This window comes from Microbacterium sp. Z10_103 (genome assembly GCF_058310455.1).
The window spans coordinates 3,384,520-3,399,907 of record NZ_JBZEGK010000001.1; the positions used below are offsets into that span (position 1 = coordinate 3,384,520).

13 protein-coding genes are annotated in these 15,388 nt (G+C 70.8%); 9 read left to right on the forward strand and 4 right to left on the reverse strand.

The window, feature by feature from the left end; translation table 11 throughout:
* The first annotated feature begins 106 nt into the window (after positions 1 to 106).
* On the forward strand, positions 107 to 3,697 hold the full coding sequence (locus tag AC4FS2_RS16430; RefSeq protein ID WP_491177735.1) for a S8 family serine peptidase: 3,591 nt from the start codon (positions 107 to 109) through the stop codon (positions 3,695 to 3,697).
* 375 nt (positions 3,698 to 4,072) lie between these two features.
* Here AC4FS2_RS16430 and AC4FS2_RS16435 read toward each other — a convergent pair whose 3' ends face one another.
* Positions 4,073 to 4,414, reverse strand: coding sequence for a GNAT family N-acetyltransferase (locus AC4FS2_RS16435; protein ID WP_491155032.1), 342 nt, complete (start codon positions 4,412 to 4,414; stop codon positions 4,073 to 4,075).
* A 188-nt stretch (positions 4,415 to 4,602) separates the two neighbouring features.
* On the opposite strand from AC4FS2_RS16435, the gene AC4FS2_RS16440 reads away from it, so the two are divergent.
* The 7 genes from AC4FS2_RS16440 to recQ all read left to right on the forward strand — a co-directional run bounded on the left by AC4FS2_RS16440 (position 4,603) and on the right by recQ (position 13,176).
* Positions 4,603 to 6,885, forward strand: coding sequence for a carbon starvation CstA family protein (locus AC4FS2_RS16440; protein ID WP_491155030.1), 2,283 nt, complete (start codon positions 4,603 to 4,605; stop codon positions 6,883 to 6,885).
* A gap of 21 nt (positions 6,886 to 6,906) precedes the next feature.
* Positions 6,907 to 7,188 (forward strand): YbdD/YjiX family protein, encoded by a 282-nt coding sequence (locus AC4FS2_RS16445; protein ID WP_491155028.1) that lies wholly within the window; start codon positions 6,907 to 6,909, stop codon positions 7,186 to 7,188.
* Between the two features lie 13 nt (positions 7,189 to 7,201).
* Positions 7,202 to 8,380 carry a sensor histidine kinase gene (locus tag AC4FS2_RS16450; RefSeq protein ID WP_491155026.1) on the forward strand — a complete coding sequence of 393 codons (1,179 nt, stop codon included), beginning with the start codon at positions 7,202 to 7,204 and terminating at the stop codon, positions 8,378 to 8,380.
* Positions 8,377 to 9,123: a LytR/AlgR family response regulator transcription factor gene (locus AC4FS2_RS16455; protein WP_491177737.1), complete on the forward strand. Its 747-nt coding sequence runs from the start codon at positions 8,377 to 8,379 to the stop codon at positions 9,121 to 9,123. The genes AC4FS2_RS16450 and AC4FS2_RS16455 overlap by 4 nt, the downstream gene beginning before the upstream one ends.
* Positions 9,120 to 9,509 (forward strand): heavy metal transporter, encoded by a 390-nt coding sequence (locus tag AC4FS2_RS16460; RefSeq protein WP_491177739.1) that lies wholly within the window; start codon positions 9,120 to 9,122, stop codon positions 9,507 to 9,509. Before AC4FS2_RS16455 ends, AC4FS2_RS16460 begins: the two co-directional genes overlap by 4 nt.
* Positions 9,506 to 10,960 carry a sodium/solute symporter gene (locus AC4FS2_RS16465; RefSeq protein ID WP_491155020.1) on the forward strand — a complete coding sequence of 485 codons (1,455 nt, stop codon included), beginning with the start codon at positions 9,506 to 9,508 and terminating at the stop codon, positions 10,958 to 10,960. The genes AC4FS2_RS16460 and AC4FS2_RS16465 overlap by 4 nt, the downstream gene beginning before the upstream one ends.
* 203 nt (positions 10,961 to 11,163) lie before the next feature.
* A complete protein-coding gene (recQ, locus tag AC4FS2_RS16470) occupies positions 11,164 to 13,176 on the forward strand; it encodes a DNA helicase RecQ (RefSeq protein ID WP_491177838.1) in 2,013 nt (670 codons plus the stop codon).
* 116 nt (positions 13,177 to 13,292) lie between these two features.
* Here recQ and AC4FS2_RS16475 read toward each other — a convergent pair whose 3' ends face one another.
* Both AC4FS2_RS16475 and AC4FS2_RS16480 read right to left on the reverse strand, forming a co-directional pair.
* Positions 13,293 to 13,607 carry a TetR-like C-terminal domain-containing protein gene (locus AC4FS2_RS16475; protein ID WP_491177741.1) on the reverse strand — a complete coding sequence of 105 codons (315 nt, stop codon included), beginning with the start codon at positions 13,605 to 13,607 and terminating at the stop codon, positions 13,293 to 13,295.
* An 8-nt stretch (positions 13,608 to 13,615) separates the two neighbouring features.
* Positions 13,616 to 13,792 carry a helix-turn-helix domain-containing protein gene (locus AC4FS2_RS16480; RefSeq protein ID WP_491177743.1) on the reverse strand — a complete coding sequence of 59 codons (177 nt, stop codon included), beginning with the start codon at positions 13,790 to 13,792 and terminating at the stop codon, positions 13,616 to 13,618.
* Here AC4FS2_RS16480 and AC4FS2_RS16485 point away from each other — a divergent pair.
* Entirely contained in the window at positions 13,709 to 13,888 is a 180-nt protein-coding gene (locus AC4FS2_RS16485) for a hypothetical protein (RefSeq protein ID WP_491177842.1), read from the forward strand. The genes AC4FS2_RS16480 and AC4FS2_RS16485 overlap by 84 nt on opposite strands.
* 57 nt (positions 13,889 to 13,945) lie before the next feature.
* Here the strand turns inward: AC4FS2_RS16485 and AC4FS2_RS16490 are convergent, their stop codons facing one another.
* Positions 13,946 to 15,241 (reverse strand): GNAT family N-acetyltransferase, encoded by a 1,296-nt coding sequence (locus AC4FS2_RS16490; RefSeq protein WP_491177745.1) that lies wholly within the window; start codon positions 15,239 to 15,241, stop codon positions 13,946 to 13,948.
* Positions 15,242 to 15,388 lie beyond the last annotated feature (147 nt).

Here is a 15,388-nt window from a genome sequence, read left to right on the forward strand (position 1 = left end):
ACGGAAACCGACCATTGGCTGAGATTGTGCTGTGAGCTATGTTGGTCGAACGTGCGCCGCTGACGACGCGCGCATCGCTCACATCATCCCCCCACTTGGAGCGCACATGCCCTTGAAAGGCACCTTCGGTCGACCCTTACGGTCGGTCGCGATCGTGGCACTGGCCGCACTGTTCACCGGCACGACAGCCACCGCGGGCTACGGGGCGGTGGCAGACGTGAACACGCCCGTTCCGATCGACGCGCCCAGCGGCCAGTACATCGTCCTTCTGGATGAGGCGCCGGCGGCGACGTACGACGGCGGCGAGTCCGACCTGCGCGCCACCAAGCCCGACGAGGGTGACAAGCTCGACGCGCGTTCGCCCGAGGTGCAGGAGTACACGGAGTTCCTCGACAACCGTCAGCAGGAGGTTGCTGCGGAAGCGGGTGTCGACCGGGACTACTCGTACACGCTCGCCGTCAACGGGTTCAGCGCCCAGCTCAGCTCTCAGCAGGCGGCGAAGCTGTCGGCGACGAAGGGCGTGGCCGCCGTCGTTCCCGATGAGATTCGTCACCCCGACGCCGTCCCCTCGACCGAATTCCTCGGACTTGAAGGAAGCGGCGGTGTGTGGGAAGCGATCGGTGGGCCGGAGGCGGCGGGCGAAGGCACCGTGGTCGGCGTCGTCGACACCGGCATCGCGCCGGAGAACCCCTCGTTCGCGGGAGAGCCTCTGGGCACCACCCCCGGCGAGGAACCGTATCTCGACGGGAACGAGGTCGTCTTCGCGAAGGCCGACGGCACCACGTTCCGCAGCGAGCGCGTGAGCGGTGAAGCCTGGAGCGCCGACGACTACTCCACGAAGCTCATCGGTGCGAAGTACTTCAGCTCGGGTGCCGCAGCAGCCGGCTTCGACTTCTCCTCCGACTTCCTCTCGCCGCGCGACAACGACGGGCACGGGTCGCACACCGCCGGCACCGCCGCGGGGAACCACGCGGTTGCCGCGAGCGTCGAGGGTATCGACTTCGGTGAGATGTCCGGTGTGGCGCCGGGTGCCAAGGTCGCGGCCTACAAGGCCTGCTTCGCCGGCCCCGATCCTCTGGTGAACACAGACGACATCTGCGCGTTGAGCGATCTGCTGGGCGCCATCAACTCCGCCGTCAACGACGGCGTCGACGTTCTGAACTACTCGATCGGCGGCGGATCGGCCACGACCACCCTCGCCACCGAGGACCGCGCGTTCTTCAACGCCGCTGCAGCGGGGATCTTCGTCTCCGCCAGCGCCGGCAACTCCGGGCCGGGTGCGGCCACGGCCGACCACGCGTCCCCTTGGTACATGACGGTCGCCGCATCCACCATTCCCACGTACGAAGGCACCGTCCAGTTGCCGAACGGCTTCCAGGCGGCGGGCGCGACGGTCTCGGTGCCTGCCGGCGAAGAGGTGACAGGTCCCGTCGTCTACGCCGGCGACATCGTGGCAGCGGGGGCCGACCCCGCTCAGGCGGCGCTCTGCTACCTCGATGCGATCGACCCGGCCGAGGCCGAGGGAAAGATCGTGGTGTGCGACCGCGGTGGGAATGCCCGCATCGAGAAGTCGCAGGCCGTGGAGGAGGCGGGCGGGATCGGCATGATCCTCGTCAACGTCACACCCGGTTCGCTGGACAACGACTTCCACTCCGTGCCGACCGTGCACATCGCGGACACGCACCGCACCGCGCTGCTGGACTACGTCCGCAACACCCCGGATGCCACGGCGACTCTGCTCGGAGAGAATGTCACGGGCGTGGAGACCCCCACCCCGGTGATCGCCGGGTTCTCCAGCCGCGGCCCGATGCTGGCCGACGGCAGCGACATCCTCAAGCCCGACATCACGGCGCCGGGCGTGGCGATCCTCGCCCCGACCCACAACGCCGAGGGCGAGGACGCGACGTTCGGCTTCAAGTCGGGCACGTCGATGTCGGCGCCGCACATCGCCGGACTGGCTGCGCTGTACCTGGGGGAGCGTCCGAACGCGACGCCCGCCGAGATCAAGTCGGCCATGATGACCACCGCGTACGACACGGTGAACGATGACGGGTCGACCAACACCGATCCGTTCGCGCAGGGGGCCGGCCATGTGGACCCGACGCGGTTCTTCGAGCCGGGGCTGTTGTACCTCAACGGCCCGGACGATTGGGCCGCGTACCTGCAGGGCAAGGGTCTGGCCGACTTCGGCGTCGAACCCATCGACGGCAGCGACCTGAACCTCGCCTCCATCGCGATCGGTTCGCTCTCCACACCGCAGACCGTGACGCGCACGGTGACGTCGACGCAGGCGGGGACCTTCACCGCAGCCGTCGACGTACCGGGCATCACCGCGGTCGTGGAGCCGGCATCCCTCACCTTCGGGGCGGCTGGGGAGACCCAGTCGTACACCGTCACCTTCACCCGCGACGGCGCTCCCGCCGAGGAGTGGACGAGCGGCCGGCTCACCTGGACGAGCGGCGACACGACCGTCCGTTCACCGATCGTGATCCAGCCGGTGACGGCGGATGCTCCGGCCGAGGTGTCGGGCACCGGAATCAGCGGCAGCACCGACGTCACGATCACGCCCGGGATCACGGGTGACCTGCCGGTGAACCTCAGCGGGCTCGCACCGATGACGCTGCTGACCGATCCTGCCCATCCCGTCGAGGGCCACTCCGGCGATGAGACCTCCGGAGCCGACGAGGACGGCTACGTCAGGTGGACCGTGGATGTGCCCGAGGGCACGGAGCTGTCGCGGTTCTCGCTGGACTCCTCGGATGATGAGACCAGCGACCTCGACCTGTTCGTGTACCGCGTGGTCAGCCCCGACGACCTTCGCTACTACGAGATGTGGCAGTCGGCCAGCGGCGCCGCAGATGAACAGGTGACCCTGCACGAGCCGACCGCCGGGACCTACCTGGTCGAGGTGAACGTGTTCGCGTTCGTCGAGCCGTTCACGTGGGATCTGCGGCACGGCAACGTGCCGGCCGAAGGCGGGGAAGGCGCGCTGACGGCGACGCCGAACCCGATCCCGGCACAGCAGGGCGTCGCGACGACCTATGCGCTGTCGTGGACGGGGTTGCAGCCGTCGACGCGGTACCTCGGCGTCGCGCAGTACGGCGAGTCGTCGGTTCGCACCGTGCTGACCGTCGATTCCGGCCTGGCGCCGCCGGCCGCCACCGAGGCGCCGACGATCTCCGGCGACCCGCGCGTGGGGAAGAAGCTCACGGCGACGCCGGGTACCTGGGATCCGGCCGACGTGACCATCGCCTACCAATGGTTGCGCGACGGTCAGCCGATCCCAGGCGCCACGGGAAAGACGTACAAGGTGACCAGAGCGGACGTGGGCACGACCCTGTCGGTGCGGGTGACCGCCACCGCTGAGGGCAACCCCACGCCCGGGGTGGCCGACAGCGCCGGGGTGTTCGTCAAGTTCTCGTCGCAGACCAAGGTCACGCTCAACCGCTACATCGGTACGTCGTCGCAGGACTACGCCGTCACCGTGGCGGTCACCCCGTCGGGCGGAGCGGCGGCGACCGGGGATGTCGAGGTCTGGGTGAACGGCCGGGCGTACTCGGGCACCCTCGCCGAGGGCACGGTGACGATTCCGCTGCCGAAGCAGTCGAAGGGCGTCAAGGTCGTGATCGCGGAGTACAGCGGTAGCGACACGGTGGCGGCGTCGACGGGTGTGAGCGGCTTCGTGGTCTACCGCTGATCCGCGGCATCCCCCGGCCCGGGCACCAACGGGCTGGGGGATGCTTCCCGCTCGCTGAGCGAGAACGTCCGTGTTTCCCCCGGTCGCTGCTGAGGGGGCGCGGCCCCGTTCCCCGGTCGCTGAGCGGCGCGGCCGCCGTTCCCCGGTCGCTGAGCGAGCGCAGCGAGACGAAGCGTCCGGGCGTCGCGCGCTGCTTTGCCCTTCGTCTCGTCGCTGCGCTCCTCGCTCAGGGACCGGTGCTCCGGGTGCCGCGCGGGATGCCCTTCGTCTCGGTCGCTACGCTCCCTCGCTCAGGGACCGGGTCACGGCGCTGAGCGAGTACTGCGTCGCTTTAAAGAGGGGACTCCGCCCGCGGAGGGGCGGCGTCCCGGCGGGTCATCCCGGGCTCTCCGACGGGGTGGCAGCCTCTTCGCCGTCCTCCTCGGTCGGCCAGTCCACGATCAGGCCCGCGACTTCGTTCTCCCGCAGGTAGTGCACGACGAACGGACAGGTCGGGGTGACCGTGTCACCGCGGCGGGCGAGATCGGCAAGCGCCTCGCCGACGAGCCTCGACCCGAGCCCCTCGCCCTTGAATGCGGGGTCGATCTCGGTGTGCGGAACCACCACCGACCCGGTGTCGGACGGTTCGATCGTGACGTACCCGCCAACCTCGTCACCCACGTGGATCTCGTAGCGGGACTTCTCATCGTTGCGGGTGACAGTGATGTCGGCGGTCATCCCAACCCCTTCCGGTTACCTCTGTCCAACCTAGGCCGACCTCACTCTGTTCCGCACGCGCCGAAAAGGCGCGCCGCTCGGCGCACGGATGCTGCCGCTCATCGCACCGCGGACCCCCCATCCGCGGAGCCGACGAGTCGCTTCGTAACCTCGACGGGTACGCAATGACGCGCCATCCGAGGAGCACCATGTCCGCATCGCCCCGGCCCTCCGCCGACGAGCCCCTGCTCGCCACAGACCCATTCCTGCCCCCCGTCGCCGTGCCCGCCGAGCGGCTGCGCACCACCTGGACGTGGCCGAAGATCCTGCTGTGGGTCGCCGTCGCCCTCCTCGGCGGTGTCGCCTGGACGATGCTCGCCATCGTCCGCGGGGAAACGGTCAACGCGATCTGGTTCGTGTTCGCCGCAGTGTGCACGTACGCCATCGGCTACCGCTTCTACTCCAAGGTGATCGAGCGCTACATCACGCGTCCGGATGACCGACGGGCGACGCCGGCCGAGCGCAGGCAGGATGGCAAGGACTACGTCCCCACCGACCGCCGCGTGCTGTACGGCCACCACTTCGCCGCGATCGCGGGCGCCGGACCCCTCGTCGGGCCCGTGCTGGCCGCGCAGATGGGCTACCTCCCCGGCACGATCTGGATCATCGTCGGTGTGGTGCTCGCGGGAGCCGTCCAGGACTACCTCGTGCTGTTCTTCTCGATGCGCCGCGGCGGCCGCACGATCGGGCAGATGGCGCGTCAGGAGCTCGGCCGCATCGGCGGCACCGCCGCGATCCTGGCGAGCCTCCTCATCATGCTGATCATCGTGGCGATCCTCGCGCTCGTGGTCGTCAACGCCCTCGGCGAGAGCCCGTGGGGTGTCTTCAGCGTCTCGATGACGATCCCGATCGCGCTGTTCATGGGGTGCTACCTGCGCTGGATACGTCCGGGCCGCATCACGGAGGTCTCGATCATCGGTTTCGTGCTGCTGATCGCCGCGATCATCGCGGGCGGATGGGTCGCCTCCACCGAGTGGGGCGTGGCGATCTTCGCCCTCGACCGCACGACCATCGCCTGGGGCATCATCATCTACGGCTTCATCGCCGCCGTGCTGCCGGTGTGGCTGCTCCTGGCCCCCCGCGACTACCTGTCGACGTTCATGAAGATCGGCGTCATCGTGATGCTCGCCGGCGCGATCGTGCTGGTGCGGCCCGAGATCGAGGTGCCGGCGTTCAGCCAGTTCGCCGGCGGGGAGCTCGGCCCGGTGTTCAGCGGCCCGATCTTCCCGTTCCTGTTCGTGACGATCGCCTGTGGAGCGCTCTCCGGCTTCCACGCCCTCATCGCGTCGGGCACCACGCCGAAGCTGCTGGAGAAGGAGCGGCAGACGCGCTTCATCGGGTACGGCGGGATGCTGATGGAGTCGTTCGTCGCGATCATGGCGCTCGTGGCGGCGATCTCGATCGACCAGGGCATCTACTTCGCGATGAACTCGTCGCCGGCGGCGACCCTCGGCACGGTCGAGGGTGCGGTGGCCTTCGTCAACAACCTGGGCCTCACCGGCGCCCCGCTCACCCCCGAGATGCTCACCTCCACGGCCGAGGCCGTCGGCGAGGAATCGATCGTCTCGCGCACCGGCGGGGCTCCCACCCTCGCGCTGGGGCTCGCCAACATCATGCAGGCGGCACTGGGCGGACCGGCGCTGATGGCGTTCTGGTACCACTTCGCGATCATGTTCGAGGCGCTGTTCATCCTCACCGCCGTCGATGCCGGCACCCGCGTCGCACGGTTCATGCTGCAGGACTCGATCGGCATCCTCGTCCCGAAGTTCCGGGATGTCTCCTGGCGCCCCGGTGTGTGGATCTGCACCGCGATCATGGTCGCCGGCTGGGGGTCGATCCTCATCCTGGGTGTGACCGATCCCCTCGGCGGCATCAACACCTTCTTCCCGCTGTTCGGCATCGCCAACCAGCTCCTCGCCGCGATCGCCCTCGCCGTCGTCCTCGCCATCGTCGCGAAGCGCGGCCGCAGCTACGCGAAGTGGCTGTGGATCGTGGCGCTGCCCCTCGCCTTCGCGTCCGTCGTGACGATCACCGCGTCGATGTACAAGATCTTCTCGCCGGTGCCGCAGGTGGGGTACTGGGCCAACCACTTCGCCTTCCGGGCGGCGCTGGATGAAGGTCTCACCGAGTTCGGCACCGCCCCGAGCCGGGCGGCCATGGAGGCCGTGGTCCGCAACACGGCGGTGCAGGGCACACTCTCGATCATCTTCGTCACTCTCGCGATCATCGTGATCGCGATCGCCGTGGGGGTGGCCGTCAAGGCCGTGCTCCGCGGCGGTGGCGCCGATACGGAAGATGCACCCGAGCCTTCACGACGTTTCGCACCGGCCGGCTTCGTCGCCACGAAGGCCGAACGCGAGATCGAGAAGGAGTGGGAGGCGCTTCCGCCGACCGAGACCCGCGCGGACCGGAAGGCGGCCGCGCACTCCTGAGTGCGGACCGACATGATTCCGATGGATGCTCCGGCCCCCCTCGTCCACAGCGTGCGCGCACCCGCCGAGCCCGTGCGCGCACCCGCCGACGCCGGGTGGTGGGCGCGCGTGCGCGGCACGGTCGCGGCGGCGGGCCGGAGCATCCACTGGTACGTCACCACGCTGATGGGTGACCGCGCCTACGACACCTACGTCGCGCACCTGCGCCGGATGCACCCCCACCAGCAGCCGATGACGGAGCGCGAGTTCTGGCGGGCGCGTTCGGATGAGCAGGATCGCAACCCCGGCGCGCGCTGCTGCTGATTAGGCTCGGAGGATGCCCGACGCCGCGCTGCTGGGCGGGGCGGTCGGAGTCGCCGGAGGCGTGCTCCTGACCCTCGCCCTCGTGTTCGCCCGCCGGTTGGCGCGCGCCTCGCGCGACCTGGGGAGCGACGCCGAGCGGGCCACCCACCGCACGCTGCACGTCGCGGCGCAGGCCGCCGCGGCCCTGCGGGGCGGACGCGCCGAGCCCGACACCCAGCGGGCGGCGCGACATCTGCGGACGCTCCTCGGAAGCTCGGCTGTCGCGATCGTGGGGCCGGGGGATGCTGTCGCCCTCGACGGCCCGGGCGATCTCGACGCCGCCGCGCGCCGGGTCGCGGCGAGAGTACGCGAGACTGGCCGTCGGCAGGTGTTTTCGCGCCCGGACGGGTCGGCACTGGATGCGGTGGGCGCCCCGGTCGTCGTGGGCGACGTGGTGTGGGGCGCGGTGGTGGCCTTCGCCAGTCCCGTCCGAGGACCGCTCGTCCGAGCCGCCGGCGACGTCGCGGCGTGGTGCGCGGCGCAACTCGCGCTCGGCGAGCTCGACGCATCGCGCACGGCGCTGGCCGAGGCGGAACTCCGGGCGCTCCGGGCCCAGATCAGCCCGCACTTCATCTACAACGCCCTCACGGCGATCGCCTCGTTCATCTCCACCGACCCGCCCCGGGCTCGTGATCTCGTGCTCGAGTTCGCCGACTTCACCCGGTACTCCTTCCGTCGGCAGGGGGAGTTCACCACGCTCGCCGAGGAGCTGCGCAGCATCCACTCGTACCTGGAGCTGGAGCGCGCGCGATTCGGTGAGCGGCTGACCGTACGGCTGTTGATCGCCCCCGAGACGCTCTCGACCGTGATCCCCTTCCTGTCCGTTCAGCCGCTCGTCGAGAACGCCGTCCGCCACGGGTTGGAGCCCGGCGACCGCGGCGGCGTCATCACGCTCGCCTCACTCGATGACGGCACGCACACCGAGATCACCGTCGAGGACGACGGCGCAGGGATCGACCCGGTCGAGCTCGCGGCGCTGCTGGACGCCGATTCGGCGTCGGCGCACGTCGGCCTCCGCAACGTCGACACCCGCCTGCGTCAGCTGTACGGCAGCGGCGGCGGGCTCGTCGTGGAGACCAACCTCGGCGCGGGTACGTTGGTGCGGATGCGCGTGCCCAAGTCGCAGCCGCTGCACGAGACGGGGCCGGGATGAGCCTCGACGTGCTCGTCGCCGACGACGAGCCGCCCGCCCTGGAAGAACTCGCTGCCCTCCTGCGCGCTGACGAACGCATCGGGGAGGTCCACCCCGCGCGCAACGGCGCGGAGGGCATCCGCATCCTGGAGTCGGGGCTCGTGCAGGCCGCGTTCCTCGACATCCACATGCCCGGCATGACGGGGTTCGAACTCGTCCGCGCCTTCTCGGGACTGCGCACGCGCCCGGCCGTGGTCTTCGTCACCGCGGATGATGCCGGCGCCGTCGAGGCGTTCGACCTCGAGGCCGTCGACTACGTCCTCAAGCCCGTCCGGATCGAACGGCTGAGCCGGGCGATCACGCGCGTTCTGGAGGCCGGGGCGGCCGGGGGCGGGGTGGTCGGGAGCGGGGTGGTTGGCGGCGGCGACGAGACGATCCCCGTGACGATCGGGGGGATCACGCGGATGGTGCGTCGCAGCGACGTGCGCTGGGTGCAGGCGCAGGGCGATTACTCCCGCCTGTGGACGACCGGCGCCGACCACCTCGTTCGCGCGCCGCTCTCCGACCTCGCCGAACGGTGGGCGGGAGCCGGATTCGTGCGCGTGCACCGGTCGTTCCTCGTGCACCGGGATGCGGTGGTGGCGGTGCGGCTGACCGGCCCGAATCCGACCGTCGTGCTCCCAGAGATCGAACTGCCGGTCAGCAGACGCCTCATCCCCGCCGTCCGGGAGGCGCTCGTCCGGCCCGACCGGGCGCCGGGATGAGCGGCGACCGCCCGCCCGCGCGCGTGCGGGTCACCGCATCCGACGCCCGGCGTCCCGCTCGCAGCACGACGCGGAGCATCCCCGTGCCCGGCGCCGGCTCGCACGAGGCCGAAGCGGTGTTCACGCGCGGACTCGTGCGTGCGCAGCTCCGGCTCGCTCTGGCCAGTCTGCTCGGATTCGTCGTGGTCGCGGGAGCGCTCACGGGAGTGCTCTTCCTGCTGCCGGCCGCCGGCGATCCGCTCGTTTTCGGCGTGCCGCTGTCGTGGCTGATGCACGCGTACGGTTTCTACCCGATCATCCTGGTCTTCGCGATCGTGTACGCCCGGGGTGCCTCGCGCAACGAACGGCGATATCGGGTGTTGGTCGAACCGGAGCACGACACGTGAACGCCGTCCTCGATCTCGCCGCGATCGGGCTTCTCGTCGTGGTGAGCGCCGTTCTCGGTTTCGCGGGAGTGCGTCTGTCGCGGACGACGAGCGATTTCTTCGTCGCCTCGCGCAGCGTCCGGCCGGTGTGGAACGCCTCCGCCATCAGCGGCGAGTACCTCTCCGCCGGCACCTTCCTGGGGCTTGCCGGGCTCGTGCTGCTCTCCGGCGCTGAGGGGTTCTGGTTCCCGGTCGGGTACGCCGCCGGATATCTTCTCGTGCTGCTGTTCGTGGCGGCGCCGTTGCGGCGGAGCGGCGCGTACACGATCCCGGACTTCGTGCACGCGCGACTGGAGTCGGCTCCGGCGCGCCGGGTGACGAGCATCGTGGTGCTTGTCATCGGATGGCTCTACATCGTCCCGCAGCTCCACGGGGCCGCGATCACCCTCGGCGTGGTCGCCGACCTGCCGCCGTGGGTGGGTGCCGTCCTGGTCGCGGTGCTCGTGGCGGGGATCGTGGCCGCCGGCGGGATGCGGGCGATCACGGCGGTGCAGGCCTTCCAGTACTGGCTCAAGCTCACCGCGCTTCTGGTGCCCGCGGTGTTCCTCCTGGTGGCGCTGAGCGGCGGCGGATACGAGGTCGACCCTCGGGCGGTCTTCCCGCCCGATCGCGGACCGGCCGGCGCCGACGCCTACGCCACCGCATCCCTCATGGTGGCGCTGCTCCTCGGCACCATCGGCCTGCCGCACGTCCTGGTGCGGTTCTACACCAGCCCCGACGGGGGGTCGGCGCGGCGGACGACCGTGCTCGTGGTCGCGATGATCGGTGTCTTCTACGCCGTGTCATCCACGATGGGGCTCATCGCGCGGGTGGTGGCGCCGGACATGGCCGAGCCTGTCGTCGCGGACGGGGTGGTCCTCGCGCTTCCGTCCCGGGTGCTCCCCGGACTTCTCGGGGAGCTTCTCACCGCCCTGATCGTCGCGGGGGCCTTCGCGGCGTTCCTCGCCACGTCGTCGGGACTCGTGGTGTCGCTGGCGGGTGTGCTCAGCCAGGACCTCTTCAGCGGGAGCGTCCGCTCCTTCCGGTTGTCGGCCGTGCTGTGCACCGCCGTGCCCCTGGCGGTCGCGCTCGTGGCGGTACCCGAGGGCCTCGTGTCCACGGTCGGGCTCGTGTTCGTCTTCGCCGCGTCGAGCCTGTCTCCGGTGCTGCTGCTGGGCGTGTGGTGGCGCGGGCTCACCGCGCGCGGTGCGGTGGCCGGGATGGTGGTGGGGGCGGTCTCGTGCGGCGGCGCACTCATCGGCGGGGCACTCGCGCGCGACGCGGGGGCGTGGTCGGTGGTGTTCACTCAGCCGGCGGCGTGGACCATCCCGCTCAGCACCGCCGTCATGGTGGGAGTCTCGCTTCTGGACCGAGACGGCGCTCCGCTGCGGACCGAGCGCTTCCTCGCGCGGCTGCACGCCCCGGAGGCGTGACGCGGACGGGAGCGGCCTGGGGGTTCGTGACGCGGGGACTCGCGTGGTTCGGGACGGTTTCGCGTGGTTCGGCGCGGGCGAGGGGGTAACCGCACCGGAGGGTCGGCGGGGCGGGTTACCGTGGACGGGTGACGTTCGCCGGCCCCGACTCCCTGTCCGGCGACCCGTACGCCGATGTGCCGCCGGATGATCCCTACGCCGGGATGGAGTGGGATCCCGACCAGTTCGGTCCGCCCGACGACCTCGAGGCGCCTCCCCCGCCGATGGATGCTGCGGTCGGTTCCGTCGGCGGACGCCAGGGCGCCGCATCCCCTCGCTCGTCCACCGCGGTCTCCTCCGGCTCGACAGCGGCGGGACTCGGTCTGGCGACGCGGGACTTCGCCGGTCGCGATCCGCGCGAGGTGCTGCACGAGGTCTACGGGTACGACCAGTTCCGCGGCGACCAGGCCGACGTCGTCGCGCACGTGGTCGGCGGCGGGGATGCTGTCGTCCTCATGCCCACCGGCGGGGGCAAGAGCGTCACGTACCAGGTGCCGGCGCTGGTGCGGCCCGGCACGGGACTCGTGGTGAGCCCCCTCATCGCCCTCATGCACGATCAAGTCGACGCGCTCGTGGCCAACGGCGTGCGCGCCGCGTACCTCAACTCCACGCAGACCGCGGGGGAGCGGCAGGCCGTCGAACAGGCGTACCTCGCCGGCACCCTCGACCTTCTCTATGTCGCTCCCGAGCGCCTCAACGGCGCGCAGACGCTGAACCTCCTCGCCCGCGGGCGGTTGAGCGTCATCGCGATCGACGAAGCGCACTGTGTGTCGCAGTGGGGCCATGACTTCCGCCCCGACTACCTCGCCCTCGGCGACCTCGCCGACCGGTTCCCGGGCGTTCCGCGGATGGCGCTCACCGCCACGGCGACCCCCGCGACCGCGCGCGAGATCGTGGAGCGCCTCCGCCTGGACGGCGCGCGCCAGTTCGTCGCCAGCTTCGACCGCCCCAACATCCAGTACCGCATCGCGCCGAAGGTCGAGCCGCGCAAGCAGCTGGTGTCCTTCATCCGCTCCCTCCAGCAGGGAGACGGGCCGGACGAGGCGGAGCCGGCCGGCATCGTCTACGCCCTCAGCCGCAAGACGGTCGACCAGACCGCGGAGTTCCTGCGGGCGCAGGGGATCGATGCGCTCCCGTACCACGCGGGACTCGACGGGTCCGTCCGCGCGGCGAACCAGTCGCGGTTCCTCCGCGAAGACGGCGTGGTGATGGTCGCGACCATCGCGTTCGGCATGGGCATCGACAAGCCCGACGTGCGCTTCGTCGCCCACATCGACCTGCCGAAATCCGTCGAGGGGTACTACCAGGAGACGGGGCGCGCGGGCCGCGACGGCGAACCCGCGGTCGCGTGGCTCGCCTACGGGCTCGGCGACGTCGTGCAGCAGCGTCGCATGATCGACCAGTCGCCCGGCGACCGCACGTTCAAGATGCGCCTGGGGCAGCACCTGGACGCGATGCTCGGACTCTGCGAGACGGTGGGATGCCGCCGGCAGAACCTGCTCGCGTACTTCGGTGAAGACGCGGGGCCGTGCGGCAACTGCGACACGTGCCTCGAACCCCCGGAGACGTGGGACGGACTCGTTGCGGCGCAGAAGATGCTGTCGACGATCGTGCGGCTGCAGCGGGAGCGCGGCCAGTCCTACGGCGCCGGTCACCTCGTCGACATCCTGCGCGGCGCCCGCACCGAGCGCATCACGCAGCAGGGCCACGACAAGCTCTCCACCTACGGCATCGGCGCCGACCTGTCGGACCAGGATTGGCGGAGCGTCATCCGCCAGCTCCTGGCGCGCGGGCTGCTGGTCGGGCGCGGCGACTACGGAACGCTCGCCCTGACCGAGGCGAGCGGCGGGGTTCTCCGTGGCGAGACCGCGGTGCCGCTGCGCCGCGACACCCTCGGGCGCACCGGCGGCGGCGGCGCGCGGGTGCGCAAGTCTTCCGCGGCGGAGTCGGTCGGTGCCGGCGACCGCGACCTGTTCGAGGCCCTGCGCGCGTGGCGTGCGGAACAGGCCCGCGAACAGGGCGTCCCCGCGTACATCGTGTTCGGCGACGCGACGCTCCGCGCGCTCGCCGCGGCCCGCCCCGCGTCGCTCGCGGATCTCGACGGCGTCACCGGCATCGGCGCGAAGAAGCGCGAGGCCTACGGCGACAGCATCCTCTCCCTCGTCGCCGCCCACTGACGCCCCCGTCCCCCCGCTGCTCCCTCCGTTCCCGCGCGAGAAACGACGATCCGGACGAGAAAGGCCGCGACGCGTCGTTTCTCACCCGGGATGTCGTTTCTCGCCGGCGGAGCGCGTCAGGGGGATCGCCAGGTGCCGAGAGAATCGGCGCAGCGCTCGATCAGGGCGGCGTCGGCGGGTGCGCGCTCGATGGTCGCCCGATAGTAGAGCGGCCCGACGGCGAGGGTGGTGCTCGTCTCGGGTCCCACCCACGACGAGAGTTCGCCCAGCCGCTCCGCTTCCGTGAGGGCGGCGACGAGTTTGTCCGATAGGACTCGGGCGAACCCGGCACGCCTGGCATCCATGCCGGGGTTCCACAGGGCGGCGTGGGCGAGGGTCGTGGCGACCGCCCGCACGGCATCGCTCTCCAGTTGGCGTGCGAGGGAGGTCAACTCGCGGATCAGCCACTCGCGGAACGGAGAGGCGGGGGAGTCGAGAACGGCATGGGGACGGTGGCCATCGCTTCGGCGAGGAGCTGCTCGGTCTGCGGCCAATGCCGGTAGACGGTGGCGCGGCCGATGCCGGCGTGGGCCGCGATCTGGTGGGGCGTGACGGCGGTGGGCCCGTGCGCGAGCAAGAGTTCGCGCGCGGCATCCAGGATCGCCTGGCGGCTCCGCAGGAAGCGCGGGTCGTTCTCGCAACCGGCGACCGCTTCTTCCGCGGCGGCGACTGATCCGGGCCTCGCCGAGAAACGACATCTCGGACGAGAAAGGCCGCGCCGCGTGGTTTCTCAGCCGGATTGTGGTTTCTCGCGGCTGGGCGCCGGCGGGTACGAGGCGATGCGCTCCACCCGGAACAGCAGGGGATGCTGCGACACGTCGCGCGGCGCCTCGCCGGGGAGCTCGTAGACGTCGAGCATCAACTGCACGGGGTAGTCGATCCGCTGTCCGACCGCCTTCACCCATCTCCCGTCGATGAAGAAGCGCAAACGCTCGGGCGTCCACTCGACGGCGTAGTCGTGCATCGCGGTGAGGTCGCCGCGGATCCGGACCTTGTCGAAGTCGGTCCGCAGTCGCGGATCGCGCTGTGCCTTGACCCCGACCCCCACCCAGCCCCCGGAGTCGTCGAGCTCTGATCCGAAGATCTCCGCGATGCAGATCTCGCCGCAGTCGTCGGGCTGTTCCTCGAACCCGATCGGCCACAGCGCCACCATCGCGTCCGGGTGACGGATCGCGGCGAACCGTGCCGCGATGACGCCGTGCCGCACGAGCCAGCCGCGATGGCGCGGCTGCTCCTCCCGCACGATCAGGCCGTCGCGGAACCGGTGCTGGCCGATCGCCGAGCCGACGCCGCCGCTGAACTGCCCGGTCTGCAGGTGCGACACCCGCACCTCCCCGTCGAGCTGCGGCGCCCACGGGGCGGTCTCGGCGTCGACGCGCAGTACGAGTCCGGTGTCATCGAGCTCGTACCGCGCGGCCGTCCGAGCCCGAGAGGACCAGTGCGGCGTGTAGTACGGCCACCATCGGGCCGGGTCGAGCTCGCTGAAGCTCTCCTCGACATCGGGCGTGCAGCCGCCGAGCGACAGCGGAGTCAGATCCAGCTCCCAGACGCGAACGTGCAGGACCGTGTCGCGGTAGGGGTAGTCGCGCTCACCCACGTCGGCGAAGCCCGCGGAACGGCACAGGGCGTTGGATGCGGCGTTCGCGGCGTCGGGGTACGCGTACAGGTGATCGCGGTGGGGCGCGTCATCCGCGACGTACCGCAGCAGAAGCCGGACCGCCTCCCGCGCGACGCCGCGGCCTTGCCAGGGCGGAAGCACGTTCCAGCCGGCCTCGTACGCGGCCGCGCCGTCGTGCTCGATCGGCCAGAAGCCGATTCCCCCGGCCGGCTCGCCGCCGACCTCGATGCGGAACATCCACGCCTCGCCCGCGTCGTTCAGCCGGAGGTAGCGCGCGTGGCGATCTCGCAGCTGTTCCGGCGTTTCCGGCCCGGCGAGGAGTCGCGTCATCTCCGGAGTGTTTGCCGCCTCCAGGAGCGGCAGGTCGTCCGGCCCCCACCGGCGCAGGGTCACGCTCTCATCGCGCATGGGTCCAGTGTCCCCCCGGTGAGGGGACTGTCGGAACGCACAAGGGAGGGGGCTTCGGCGACGCGGAGACTTTGTGGGAAAGGGCCACCGGAGTTGGCCGCCGCTTGTAGGAAGTCCTACGGTGATGGTCGATCCGCGTCTTGCCGA

Excerpts from the sequence above, each read along its gene's own strand:
- AC4FS2_RS16430 (WP_491177735.1), top strand. The coding sequence starts at position 107 with ATGCCCTTGAAAGGCACCTTCGGTCGACCCTTACGGTCGGTCGCGATC.
- recQ (WP_491177838.1), top strand. The coding sequence starts at position 11,164 with ATGGAGTGGGATCCCGACCAGTTCGGTCCGCCCGACGACCTCGAGGCG.
- AC4FS2_RS16435 (WP_491155032.1), bottom strand. The coding sequence starts at position 4,414 with ATGACCGCCGACATCACTGTCACCCGCAACGATGAGAAGTCCCGCTAC.
- AC4FS2_RS16485 (WP_491177842.1), top strand. The coding sequence starts at position 13,709 with ATGCCGGTAGACGGTGGCGCGGCCGATGCCGGCGTGGGCCGCGATCTG.
- AC4FS2_RS16450 (WP_491155026.1), top strand. The coding sequence starts at position 7,202 with ATGCCCGACGCCGCGCTGCTGGGCGGGGCGGTCGGAGTCGCCGGAGGC.
- AC4FS2_RS16455 (WP_491177737.1), top strand. The coding sequence starts at position 8,377 with ATGAGCCTCGACGTGCTCGTCGCCGACGACGAGCCGCCCGCCCTGGAA.
- AC4FS2_RS16460 (WP_491177739.1), top strand. The coding sequence starts at position 9,120 with ATGAGCGGCGACCGCCCGCCCGCGCGCGTGCGGGTCACCGCATCCGAC.
- AC4FS2_RS16440 (WP_491155030.1), top strand. The coding sequence starts at position 4,603 with ATGTCCGCATCGCCCCGGCCCTCCGCCGACGAGCCCCTGCTCGCCACA.
- AC4FS2_RS16490 (WP_491177745.1), bottom strand. The coding sequence starts at position 15,241 with ATGCGCGATGAGAGCGTGACCCTGCGCCGGTGGGGGCCGGACGACCTG.
- AC4FS2_RS16445 (WP_491155028.1), top strand. The coding sequence starts at position 6,907 with ATGGATGCTCCGGCCCCCCTCGTCCACAGCGTGCGCGCACCCGCCGAG.